The 13,125-nt window shown below is 38.6% G+C and carries 10 protein-coding genes; 7 read left to right on the top strand and 3 right to left on the bottom strand.

Annotated features, from left to right (window positions below):
* Position 1: 1 nt before the first annotated feature.
* The 3 genes from OOA_RS09305 to OOA_RS09295 all read right to left on the bottom strand — a co-directional run bounded on the left by OOA_RS09305 (position 2) and on the right by OOA_RS09295 (position 4,563).
* The gene (locus tag OOA_RS09305) at positions 2-1,330 is read right to left on the bottom strand and encodes an HlyD family type I secretion periplasmic adaptor subunit (RefSeq protein WP_008911898.1); all 1,329 of its coding nucleotides are present in this window, start codon (positions 1,328-1,330) and stop codon (positions 2-4) included.
* 17 nt (positions 1,331-1,347) lie between these two features.
* Positions 1,348-3,435, bottom strand: a complete 2,088-nt coding sequence (locus OOA_RS09300) for a peptidase domain-containing ABC transporter (RefSeq protein ID WP_008911897.1) — start codon at positions 3,433-3,435, stop codon at positions 1,348-1,350.
* Between the two features lie 345 nt (positions 3,436-3,780).
* Positions 3,781-4,563, bottom strand: coding sequence for an alpha/beta fold hydrolase (locus OOA_RS09295; protein ID WP_008911896.1), 783 nt, complete (start codon positions 4,561-4,563; stop codon positions 3,781-3,783).
* Positions 4,564-4,877: 314 nt separating this feature from the next.
* Here OOA_RS09295 and seqA point away from each other — a divergent pair, with 314 nt between their 5' ends.
* The 7 genes from seqA to ihfB all read left to right on the top strand — a co-directional run bounded on the left by seqA (position 4,878) and on the right by ihfB (position 12,939).
* The gene (gene seqA, locus OOA_RS09290) at positions 4,878-5,420 is read left to right on the top strand and encodes a replication initiation negative regulator SeqA (RefSeq protein WP_008911895.1); all 543 of its coding nucleotides are present in this window, start codon (positions 4,878-4,880) and stop codon (positions 5,418-5,420) included.
* Positions 5,421-5,476: 56 nt separating this feature from the next.
* A complete protein-coding gene (pgm, locus tag OOA_RS09285) occupies positions 5,477-7,111 on the top strand; it encodes a phosphoglucomutase (alpha-D-glucose-1,6-bisphosphate-dependent) (protein WP_008911894.1) in 1,635 nt (544 codons plus the stop codon).
* Between the two features lie 280 nt (positions 7,112-7,391).
* On the top strand, positions 7,392-8,480 hold the full coding sequence (gene serC / locus OOA_RS09280) for a 3-phosphoserine/phosphohydroxythreonine transaminase (protein ID WP_008911893.1): 1,089 nt from the start codon (positions 7,392-7,394) through the stop codon (positions 8,478-8,480).
* A 104-nt stretch (positions 8,481-8,584) separates the two neighbouring features.
* On the top strand, positions 8,585-9,859 hold the full coding sequence (aroA, locus tag OOA_RS09275; RefSeq protein ID WP_008911892.1) for a 3-phosphoshikimate 1-carboxyvinyltransferase: 1,275 nt from the start codon (positions 8,585-8,587) through the stop codon (positions 9,857-9,859).
* A gap of 203 nt (positions 9,860-10,062) precedes the next feature.
* Positions 10,063-10,746: a (d)CMP kinase gene (gene cmk, locus OOA_RS09270; protein ID WP_008911891.1), complete on the top strand. Its 684-nt coding sequence runs from the start codon at positions 10,063-10,065 to the stop codon at positions 10,744-10,746.
* Between the two features lie 176 nt (positions 10,747-10,922).
* Positions 10,923-12,596, top strand: coding sequence for a 30S ribosomal protein S1 (rpsA, locus tag OOA_RS09265; protein ID WP_008911890.1), 1,674 nt, complete (start codon positions 10,923-10,925; stop codon positions 12,594-12,596).
* A 55-nt stretch (positions 12,597-12,651) separates the two neighbouring features.
* Positions 12,652-12,939: an integration host factor subunit beta gene (ihfB, locus tag OOA_RS09260; RefSeq protein ID WP_008911889.1), complete on the top strand. Its 288-nt coding sequence runs from the start codon at positions 12,652-12,654 to the stop codon at positions 12,937-12,939.
* Positions 12,940-13,125 lie beyond the last annotated feature (186 nt).

The raw sequence follows: 13,125 nt of genomic DNA, 5'->3' as shown, positions 1-13,125 counted from the left end.
ATTATTTCTCCCTCATTGCAGTAGAGGTATATTCCTGAATTGGGCTCAATAAATAATCGATAACGCGACGTTTTTCAGTTTTGACTTCTGCTGTAATAGATAAACCTGGGGTGAGCTCTATTTCCTTATTTTCGACAAGCAAACTTTTTTTATTTAAGCCAATTTGTCCTAAGAATACCAAACCTAATTGCTCATCTTGGGTGCTATCTCTTGAAATAGAAATAACCTCACCTTTAATAGTGCCATAACGTGTATAAGGAAAAGCATCAATTTTGACCGTAGCACTTTGTCCTTCACGAATGAACCCAATGTCTTTATTTAAAATTTTCACTTCAGCAAGTTGAACATCATTGTTGGGAACGATCACCATAAGTTGTTGAGCGGGCTGTAATACAGCACCTATAGTATGGGTTGCTAATTGCTGTACTGTGCCATTAACAGGTGAGCGAATAATTTTTAATTGTTCTCTTTCCTGATTTTTGAATAATTCCTGTTCAGATGAAGCATGATTAAATTCAGCTTGTCTGTATTTATCATACCATTCTTGAGTTTTTTGGGTTTTTAGCTTATTAAGTTTTTCCTGTAATGAGTGGTTCTGACTATTGAGTATTGCTAAGTCGGCTAATTTAGTCGTTTTTTCTTTTTTAGCCATTAAAAGCTCACGCTCTTGTTCTAAAAACTCTTTTTCACTAATTATCTGTTTTTTATTAAGTGAGCTATAGGCACGGAGGCGTTTTTTAATGTTAATGATGAGAGCATGTATGTCCTTTAGTTCGTGTTCCCTTGCGGTATAATTAGTTCTATTGAGTGTGATTTCATTATTAATTTCATTAACTAACGCATCATATTCATTTTTAATACTTTTATAACTAAGTGCTACCCGTTGTTGCTCTTTTGGTAATAATTGAGCAAACTCAGCAGATAACTCAGGTGGTTTTTGATTAAGCAACGAGTGGTGAACTAACTTTTCAATAAGTTGAAAATTAACTTTATAGCTGAGATTAAGAATATCTTGATTTATGCCTAACACATTAACCCGTAACAAGGCATCACCTTGTTTAACCTTTTGGCCGTCAGTGACATAAATATGTTGGAGGCGACTAAGTTCGAATGCTTGGATTAATTGTGTTCGACCTGAAACAATTAACTTACCTTGCATTGTAGCTTGAATATCTAACTTCCCAATATATGACCATATAATTGCACATAAAATACCTAAACTAATAATGATCGCTATCGTTAATGCGAGATAAGAAGGCGGACTTTTAAGTAGTGCTAAATGAGACGGTAAAAAGCTATCATACCGTTTGTTTGTAGATTGTTTGTTCATAACTACCATCCATGTAATTATTTAAAAGATTGCTGTAATGCCCATAAATGTCTATAAAACTGACCTTGTTCAATTAATTGCTGATGACTTCCTTGTTCAATAATTTTGCCTTCTCGCATAACAATAATGCGTTGATGATGACGAATTGTGGATAGGCGGTGAGCGATGGTAATAACCGTTCTACCTTGAGCAATAACTTGCATATTTTCCTGAATGACAGCCTGGGACTCATCATCCAACGCACTGGTGGCTTCATCGAAAATAATAATTTTAGGATTTGCTAGAAGGGTTCGAGCTATAGCAATACGTTGGCGTTGGCCTCCGGATAACGAAGCCCCCCCCTCTGATAAGACCGTATCATAACCCATAGGCAATTTTAAAATAAAATCATGCGCTCCGGCCATTTTAGCGGAATGCATTACTTCATCCAAAGACGCATTGGGACGAGTTTGAGCTATATTATCGAAGACTGTTTGATTAAAAAGAAAATTTTCTTGTAATACGATACCAATTTGTTCTCTTAATGAATGAATACTTACAGATGCTAATGGAGTACCATCAAGTAAAACAGTGCCTTTTTCAGGTGTGTATAATCGTAATAATAAGCGCGCTAGAGTACTTTTACCTGAGCCTGATGTACCAACTATTCCCAATGTTTCACCAGCACGAATAGATAAATTAAAGTTATCGAGAATGTAAGGCATGTTAGGTTGGTAACGGAAAGAAATGTCATGTAAATCAATATTACCGTGTAAGGTCTTATGTGCACCTTGTTTCGTTTGTTCTGTCGGTAAATTTATAATTTGAGCCAACTTTTCAATTGCAACTTTGGTTCTGATATAGTCACCCCATAGCTTGACAAGTTTCACTAGTGGCTGACTTGCATGGTTAACCATCATATGAAACGCGATGAATTGCCCAATTGTTAATTGTAAAGCTAGTACTTCGGATGCCCCTATCCATAAAATAATGGCACTCGTGAGTTTCTCTATCACCATAACGATGTGTTCAGATCGTGAATTTATTTGGCCTGCAACAAAAGTCGTATGGCTCATATCGGATGTTTGATTATCCCATCGACGGGTAAAATTAGGTTCAATTGAAAGACTTTTTGCTGTTTCAATGCCATTAATACTTTCGGTGAGAAAAGACGTATTGATAGCAATATTGGAAAATTGTTGATGAGCAGCAGCTTCAATCTTAGGTGTTAGCCACCAAGCAACAAGTAAATAAAACGGAATAGAACAAATAAATACGAAAGTGAGTATCGATGACAATAAACTCATAACATAAATAAAAACAAATAAAAATAATACATCAACACAAAGCGTAAAAAAGCTCCCAGTCAAAAATTCACGGATAGTTTCCAATTCTTTAACTCTGGTCACAATCGCACCAATTTGCCTAGTTTTAAAAAATGAAATGGGGAGATGTAATAAATGGTTAACTAGCTTTAATCCTAAAGTTATATCAATACGATTAACCGTATGATTGTAAATGTATTCTCGTAACCCTCTGAGTGTAACTTCAATACAGGCCGCAACAATCAGACCAAATATAAGCACATCAAGTGTTGCTAAACTATTATGGACTAATACCTTATCCATAATAACTTGGATTACAATAGGCGAAACTAAAGCAAGTATTTGTAGAATAAATGAAAACAATAAAACCCAACTAATAATCACTTTATATTTTAAAAACTCAGTTCTAAACCAAGTAACGTTAAATTTTTTCTGTTTTTGTTTTACGTGTAACCACTTGCCACTCCATAATTGATTGAATTCAGACATGCTCCACAATTCAGGTGGATGATTTCCAAATCGTTGTATAAGAACTTGCTCATGATTGAAATTAGCTAATAAATATACATTCCCATCATTACCATAAATAATTGATGGGCTATCTATTTTTTTTATTTGTTTTTCTCTTTGGTTTTTATATTGACATTTCACATTAAATTTTTCATTTATTGATTTTAATATATCACTCAAATTTTCTTTATGAATAATTGCCTGATTGAATTCTTCATGATTAATATCACCTGTTAATTTAATTATAACGCCAATGAAATATAATATTGATTGTGTTTTTTCATGTTCCATTTTTTATGTAAATATTCCTTTAATATATAATATGTATTTGGTTGTTCTTTTTATAACTATTGTTTATAAAATATGGTTTTTTTAAACTAATGTGTATAATATATCAAATCATATAAATACTATTATGCTAACTCTCCAATTAAAATATTTTGTATTTTTATCTAGGTTGATTTTTATGTCATATACATACAATAAAGTTCAGTTTTATAGAAATTGAATGGCTTTGGTATGAGATAATACAGAGATAATAATTATAAGTGTATCGAAGTTAGTCTTATAATTATTATTAATAATTATAAGACTAACTTGAAATGCATACAGTTAACATCCCAAGTTGTGGTAAGTTTATTTGAACTCAGGTAATGAAAGAAAACGGTGAATTGCTCTCAATACTTGGTCTGGCTTTTCCGCATGAACCCAGTGCCCAGCATCTGCAACGACCCAAGCTTTTGCATTTGGAAATTGCTCTGTAATTTCCTTACGATGTTCAGATTGAACGTAAGGAGAGTTCCCGCCGGGAATTAATAAGACGGGTTTATTCCAAGCAGGTACGGTTTCCCAACCAATAATCAGTTCATAGTTATCTTTGATTATTGGCAGGTTAAATTTCCATTCACCTTGACGAAAAGATTTGAGTAAAAATTGAATAATACCGTCTTCTTCAAGATATTCGCGCATAATTAGCGTTGCTTCTTGACGCGTTTTCGCACAGCTTTTAAGCACGGCTTCCAATGCTGTAATAATCGTGTCATGACGGCGAGTCTGGTAAGTAACAGGAGCTATATCAATAACAACGATTTTTTCAATGAAATCAGGTGCAATTTCTGTCGCTGCCATCGCAATTTTCCCCCCCATTGAATGGCCGATTAAAATGGCATTGTGATACCCTAATGATTGTAAAAGTGTCATCACATCTTGTGCCATTTCGCGATATTGCATTTTTTCAGAGCGAAAGGAGTCACCATGGTTACGTACATCAATTTGAATTGTTTCAAAATACTTCTGTAGATCGCGGCCGATAACACCCAAATTGTTAAGATCCCCAAATAGCCCATGAATAAGTACAACAGGGGTTGGTGATATAGGTGTTTCAGGTTTATGGATAGTATAGTTTAACAGGTTTGTCATATTGAATTATCAACTGGTTAATCGACATATAAATATATGATGGCATGTAGTGCGTCAAAATCCAAATAAAGGGATTAATCATACGGTACTACCAATTAATGAAGGAAGTGAATCTAGCTATTCTGATTAACTTAAAAATACGTATTTTTTATCATCAAACACAAAATAACCAATAAGGCGTTAACTTACTGAAATACCGTTAAACTTAGGTTCATGTTTGCTTTAAGTTATTGAAATTTTAATTGTTTTGTTTTTTTGAAATCTATCTTATAATCTCAAAGTAAATTTTAGTTAAAATAAAGTACTGGGAAAAAATGAAAACGATAGAAGTTGATGAAGAGCTTTACCGCTATATTGCCAGCCATACACAACATATCGGTGAAAGTGCATCGGATATTTTGCGCCGTATGTTAAATTTTAAGTCCGGTCAGCCAGTACAAGTAAAAAAACTCGGCAATGAAGAGCCAGAAGAGGCTGTACAGACAAAAAATACACAAATTACGCCGCAAAATCCGGTTCGAGTGGTGAGAGAACTATTACTCTCTGATGCTTATGCAGAAAAAAACAAAGCAATAGACCGTTTTATGCTGATTCTATCTACACTTTATAGTTTAGATTCAACTATTTTTGCTAATGCAACAGAGTCAATGCATGGTCGTACCCGTGTTTATTTTGCAGGTGATGAGCAAACGTTATTAGCTGCGGGTAAACAATCTAAACCGCGCCATATTCCGGGAACACCATACTGGGTGATCACCAACACAAATACCAATCGCAAACGCAGCATGGTTGAAGCCATCATGCAGGAGATGCAGTTTCCTGCCAATGTGATTGAGAAGGCTTGCAGTACTATCTAAAAATTGAAGCATTGCTGGTATCGTTAACCCGATGCCATTGCTTTGGGAGAGAACAAGTGACAATACATGAACGTGCAGGGCAGCTTCCGCTTCAGACTGATTTGATTAATGTCGCACAACTGACAGCTCAATATTACCAGCTACAGCCACAGTCTGGTAATTCAGAACACGCGGTGAAGTTTGGTACATCAGGCCATCGAGGTAGCTCAGCTCGTAAGAATTTTAATGAAAATCATATTCTCGCGATTGCTCAAGCTATTGCTGATTTACGCAAACAACAAGGTGTTACTGGGCCGTGTTTTGTTGGTAAAGACACTCATGCATTGTCTGAAGCTGCCTTTATTTCCGTGATTGAGGTTTTAGCTGCTAATCAAGTCAATATTGTTGTTCAAGCAGATAATGGTTTTACGCCAACTCCTGCTGTATCCCATGCTATTCTTAGCTATAACCAATACCATCAAGATATTGCAGATGGCATTGTTATTACACCTTCGCACAACCCACCTGAAGATGGCGGTATTAAATATAATCCATCAAATGGCGGGCCTGCTGATACAGATTTAACTTCTGTGATCGAACAAAATGCAAATCAACTACTTGCAGATAACCTTGTTGGTATTAAACGTATTTCTTTTGAAGATGCACAGGCAAGTGATTTTGTAATAGAACAAGATTTGATAATGCCTTATGTCATAGCTCTAGGTGAAGTGGTTGATATGAAAGCCATTCAGCGAGCAGGCTTAAAAATTGGCGTGGATCCACTTGGCGGTTCAGGTATCGAATATTGGCGAAAAATAGCAGAATACTATGAATTAGATCTTGAATTAGTTAATGACCAACTGGATCAGACTTTCCGATTTATGCCGCTTGACCACGATGGAATCATCCGTATGGATTGCTCATCACGTTGGGCAATGGCCGGTTTATTAGGCATGAAAGAGAAGTTTGATTTAGCCTTTGCTAATGATCCTGATTATGATCGTCATGGCATCGTGACTCCAGCAGGTTTAATGAATCCAAACCATTACCTTGCTGTTGCCATTGATTACTTATTCCAACATCGTCCTCAATGGGGAAAAGATGTTGCGGTAGGTAAAACACTAGTATCAAGTGCGATGATAGATCGTGTTGTTGCTGATATTGGGCGCGAACTTATCGAAGTTCCTGTCGGTTTTAAATGGTTCGTTAACGGGTTATTTAACGGAACATTGGGCTTTGGTGGTGAAGAAAGTGCGGGAGCCTCTTTCTTGAAATTTGATGGAACACCTTGGTCAACAGATAAAGATGGCATTATTCTGTGCTTACTTGCCGCTGAAATTACAGCTGTAACGGGTGAAAACCCTCAGCAACGTTATAATAAACTCGCTGAGAAATTTGGCTCACCTGTATATAGCCGAATTCAGGCAAAAGCAACACACGAGCAAAAAGCTAAGTTGAGCAAATTATCACCAGAAATGGTATCTGCGGATACTTTAGCCGGTGATAAAATAACTCAACGCTTAACAACAGCTCCAGGTAATGGCGCTTCTATTGGCGGGCTTAAAATTATGACTGACCACGGTTGGTTTGCTGCACGCCCATCAGGCACAGAAGAAGCATACAAAATTTATTGTGAAAGTTTCCGCGGTGAAGAGCATTTGCACCAAATTGAGCAAGAAGCGATAGAAATTGTTAATAAGGTTATTGCTTAATAGCAAATTAATTGTTTGTTGATAGAAACAGTCTAGATCCCGATTATAGTCAATATTCTATAATCGGGATTTTATTTTGTTAGTTATCTATTTCATCATAATATTAAGGTTATATTTGTTGTGATGCCATTGACAAAATCCCTCTCTTTTTTATCAACAAATCTGTCGTATCGTATTTCTAATCAACTCGACAATAACCGTTGCAGCAAGCAGCGCGTGATGATACAACCATAGTCACTGAGTTAACTTAACAAACATTATTGAAGATAGGGTGAGGTCAATGAGTCAGGTTTATAATTTCAGTGCGGGCCCAGCTATGCTGCCCGTTGAAGTCATGCGTCGTGCAGAACAAGAATTTTGTAATTGGAAGGGGTTAGGTGTTTCAGTTATGGAAGTCAGCCATCGTGGCAAAGATTTTATTGCTGTAGCAGAAGACGCTGAGCAGAACTTGCGTGATTTATTAAATATCCCACAAAATTATAAAGTATTATTTTGCCATGGTGGAGCTCGCGGCCACTTTGCAGCATTACCAATGAATCTATTGGGTGATAAAACAACAGCTGATTATATTGTTGGTGGTTATTGGGCGGAATCAGCAGCAGAAGAAGCAAAAAAATACTGCACTCCGAACATTATTTACGTTAAACAAGAGAAAGATGGTGTTGTGAGTGTTAAACCCATGAGTGAATGGCCACTCAGCAAAGATGCAGCCTATATTCACTATTGTCCAAATGAAACTATCGATGGACTTGCTATTCACGAAGAACCTGATTTTCCAGATGATAAAGTCATTATTGCGGACTACTCATCGTCTATTTTGTCTAAACCCATTGATATCAGCCGATATGGTGTCGTTTATGCTGGTGCGCAAAAAAATATTGGTCCGGCAGGTCTAACTATTGTCATTATCCGCGAAGATTTGTTGGGTAAAGCATCAACACAGACTCCTTCAATTTTTGATTATTCCGTTCTTGCTAAATATGATTCAATGTTTAATACACCACCAACATTTGCCTGGTACTTATCTGGTATGGTTTTCAAATGGTTAAAAGAGCAGGGTGGTTTGCAAGAGATGGCAAAACGCAACTATGAAAAATCTCAGCTGTTATATAATGCAATCGATAATAGCGAATTTTATATCAACCGCGTTGCAGTTGAAAACCGCTCTTGGATGAATGTTCCATTTCAGATGCAAAACCCAGCGTTAGATGCAAAATTCCTTGAAGAAGCAAACGCATTGGGCTTATTGTCACTCAAAGGACATCGTGTTTCAGGTGGCATGCGAGCATCAATTTACAATGCAATGCCATTAGCAGGTGTTCAGGCCCTTGTTGATTTTATGGCTGATTTTGAACGTCGCTACGCGTAAATAACTTATCCAGCTCACTATTAGTGTTGGGCTGGATTTTGAAATATCATTTTTGATAACGATAATAAATAATTAGGCAAACAATACTGGAGAATCTGCTCTTTATGCAATCCCTGACATTACAACCCATCTCTTCCATCAACGGTACTATCAACCTGCCAGGGTCTAAAAGTGTATCGAACCGAGCTCTTTTATTAGCGGCAATGGCTAAAGGCACTACGGTGCTAACAAACTTATTAGATAGTGATGATATTCGCCATATGCTGAATGCATTAAGCTTGCTTGGCGTTGAATATCAGCTCTCCAGCGATAAAACACGCTGTTCGGTACAAGGTCTTGGCGGTCGTTTAAGCCATTCAAATGAACTAGAAATATTCTTAGGTAATGCGGGAACGGCTATGCGACCATTAACCGCAGCATTATCGCTTGCTGAGAACAATATTATTTTGACGGGTGAACCTCGTATGAAGGAGCGACCAATTGGTCACTTAGTCGATGCATTGCGTGAAGGTGGTGCAGTCATAGAATATTTAGAGCAAGAGAACTATCCACCAATCCGCCTACGTGGTGGCTTTTCTGGCGGAACAGTTTCAGTCGATGGTTCAGTATCGAGCCAATTTTTGACTGCGCTCTTGATGGCGGCACCATTAGCTCAACAAGATACGGTTCTTAAAATCTCAGGTGATCTAGTTTCAAAACCTTATATTGATATCACATTGGCATTGATGGCTACTTTTGGGATTAAAGTGGAAAATCATGAATATCAATGCTTTGTGATTAAAGGGCAACAGCAATATCAATCGCCGGGTGAGTACCTTGTTGAAGGAGATGCTTCATCTGCTTCTTATTTTCTTGCCGCCGCCGCCATTAAAGGCGGTACAGTTCGAGTAACAGGCATTGGCCGTAATAGCCTGCAAGGTGACACGAAATTTGCTAATGTACTCGAAAAAATGGGCGCCATAATCCGTTGGGGTGATGACTTTGTTGAATGTGAACGAGGTACCCTTAAAGGGATTGATATGGATATGAATGCTATTCCTGATGCAGCAATGACAATTGGAACCGTGGCTCTGTTCGCTAAAGGTGAAACAGTTATTCGTAATATCTATAACTGGCGAGTTAAAGAAACGGATAGGTTGTATGCAATGGCAACTGAATTACGTAAAGTTGGCGCAGAAGTGGAAGAAGGGCATGATTTTATTCGTATTAAACCTCCAGTAAAACTTAAACATGCTGAAATTGAAACTTATAATGATCACCGCATTGCTATGTGTTTTTCGTTAGTTGCTCTGTCAGATACACCCGTTACTATTCTTGATCCTGGTTGCACAGCAAAAACATTTCCTAATTATTTTGAACAATTAGCGCATCTTAGCTAATTTTTGAATCATTCGAATGACTGGCATTAGCTAATTTAGTGTCAGTCAAATCTACCTCTGCACTTGTGATTTATCCTCTAGTTTAAATATTTTTATCTCTTACATTCTAACCTGCTTATTTCACAAAACTGTCGAGTAGGTATAATATCGGCACAGATTTTAATTGCAGGTGGTTACACTACTTGCAGAGAAGGAGACCTTTTATGGAGGCAATTGCCCCTGTAATAACCGTTGATGGACCAAGCGGAGCTGGTAAAGGTACGTTATGCCAAGCGCTAGCAAATAAATTTGGATGGCAATTATTAGACTCTGGTGCGATTTATCGTGTTCTCGCATTAGCTGCATTGCACCATCATGTCGATATCCAATCAGAAGATGCGCTAGTCCCACTTGCTGCTAATTTAGATGTCCGTTTTGTTCCCGAAGAAAATCAACTGAAAGTGATCTTAGAAGGTGAAGATGTCTCGAATCAGATTCGCACAGAGACTGTCGGCAATACGGCTTCTCAAACAGCTACTTTTCCTCGTGTAAGAGAGGCATTGCTTCGACGTCAGCGAGCGTTTAAAACCATGCCGGGCCTAATTGCAGATGGTCGAGACATGGGAACAGTGGTTTTCCCTGATGCACCTGTTAAAATTTTCCTTGATGCTTCCGCTGAAGAACGAGCTCATCGACGTATGAAGCAGTTGCAGGATAAAGGGTTTGATGTTAACTTTGAACGACTTTTGGCCGAAATACAGGAACGTGATTATCGGGACCGTAACCGCACGGTTGCACCTTTAATTGCCGCTAAGGATGCTTTAATACTCGACTCAACAAGTATGTCTATTGAGGAAGTCATTGAAAAAGCACATGCCTATGCGAAAAAAATTCTGCAATTATCTTAATAATTGGCTGTATTTTAACTCATAATGTAGATAGTATACGCACTTAATACTATGTTAATTTTTTGACTTGGCATAGTAGCAACCTTATGACATGGAAAGTTGTGGGGTATGTGAAACAACCCCATCTGGCCGGATGCTGAATGGACGTTAATTAAAAACTCTTGAAGATCATTAATATGACAGAATCTTTTGCTCAACTCTTTGAAGAATCCCTGCAGAATATTGAAACTCGTCCTGGTTCTATCGTCCGTGGTACAGTTGTTGCCATCGATAAAGACGTTGTTCTGGTTGACGCAGGTCTGAAGTCTGAATCTGCAATCCCAGTAGAACAATTCAAAAATGCTCAGGGTGAGCTTGAAATCCAAGTTGGCGACGAAATCGACGTAGCTCTGGATGCAGTAGAAGATGGTTTCGGTGAAACTATCCTTTCTCGTGAGAAAGCTAAACGTCACGAAGCATGGCTGATGCTGGAAAAAGCTTACGAAGAAGCTGAAACTGTAACTGGTGTTATTAACGGTAAAGTTAAAGGTGGTTTCACTGTAGAACTGAACGGCATTCGTGCATTCCTGCCAGGTTCACTGGTAGATGTTCGCCCAGTTCGTGATACTACGCATCTGGAAGGCAAAGAGCTAGAGTTCAAAGTAATTAAGCTAGATCAGAAACGCAACAACGTTGTAGTTTCTCGTCGTGCTGTAATTGAATCTGAAAGCAGCGCAGAACGTGATCAACTGCTAGAAAATCTGCAAGAAGGCATGGAAGTTAAAGGTATCGTTAAGAACCTTACTGACTACGGTGCATTTGTTGATCTTGGCGGTGTTGATGGCCTGCTGCACATCACTGATATGGCTTGGAAACGTGTTAAACACCCAAGCGAAATCGTCAATGTTGGTGATGAAATCACAGTTAAAGTTCTGAAATTCGACCGTGAGCGCACTCGTGTTTCTCTAGGTCTGAAACAACTGGGCGAAGATCCTTGGGTCGCAATCGCTAAACGTTACCCAGAAGGTACTAAACTGACTGGTCGCGTTACTAACCTGACTGATTACGGCTGCTTCGTAGAAATCGAAGAAGGCGTTGAAGGTCTGGTTCACGTTTCAGAAATGGATTGGACTAACAAAAACATCCACCCATCTAAAGTTGTTAACGTTGGTGATGTTGTTGAAGTTATGGTTCTGGATATCGATGAAGAACGTCGTCGTATCTCCCTAGGCCTGAAACAATGCAAATCTAACCCATGGCAGCAATTTGCAGAAACTCACAACAAAGGCGACCGCGTTGAAGGTAAAATCAAGTCAATCACTGACTTCGGTATCTTCATCGGATTGGAAGGCGGCATTGATGGCCTTGTTCACTTGTCTGATATCTCCTGGAACGTTACAGGCGAAGAAGCAGTACGTGAATACAAAAAAGGTGACGAAATCGCAGCTGTTGTTCTGCAAGTCGACGCAGAACGTGAGCGTATCTCTCTAGGCGTTAAGCAGTTAGCTGAAGATCCATTCAATAACTACTTAGCTGCAACTAAGAAAGGCGCAATCGTTACTGGTAAAGTTATCGCAGTTGATGCTAAAGGCGCAACTGTTGAGCTGACTCTGGGCGTTGAAGGTTACCTGCGTGCATCAGAAGCTTCACGTGACCGTGTTGAAGATGCAACTCTGGTTCTGAGCGTCGGTGATGATGTAGAAGCTAAATACACTGGTGTTGATCGTAAAAATCGTGTAATCAATCTTTCTGTTCGTGCAAAAGACGAAGCTGATGAAAAAGATGCTATCGCAACTGTGAACAAACAAGAAGAAACTAGTTTTAGCAACAACGCAATGGCTGAAGCTTTCAAAGCAGCTAAAGGCGAATAATTAAGTTGGGGGTAACAGATGTTGCCCCTTTGTAACGGTAGTTTAGGGAGGTACTATGACCAAGTCTGAGTTAATAGAAAGACTGGCTAGCCAGCAATCGCATCTTTCAGCAAAAACCATCGAGGAAGCAATTAAAGAAATTCTCGAACATATGGCTGATACGCTGGCTAGTGGTGAACGTATAGAAGTCCGCGGATTCGGCAGTTTTTCTCTTCACTACCGTGCTCCGCGTGTTGGGCGTAACCCAAAAACTGGAGACAAGGTGGAATTGGAAGGCAAATACGTTCCTCACTTCAAACCAGGTAAGGAATTGCGTGACCGTGTAAATATTTATGATCAATAACTGATTATAAATCTTAATTATTAGTTCAAAACGGTGCTTATGTTTAATGCGCCGTTTTTTATTTGTTATCCTTGAATGCCACTCAATTACCTCCCGTTAACCAACCAACCAACCAACCAACCACACACACACACACACACACACACACACACACACACACACACACACACACACACACACACACAC

This window comes from Providencia burhodogranariea DSM 19968, assembly GCF_000314855.2.
Taxonomy (GTDB): Bacteria; Pseudomonadota; Gammaproteobacteria; order Enterobacterales; family Enterobacteriaceae; genus Providencia; species Providencia burhodogranariea.
The sequence above is the reverse complement of the archived record's forward strand: the minus strand, read 5'-3'. Positions and strand labels throughout refer to the sequence as shown.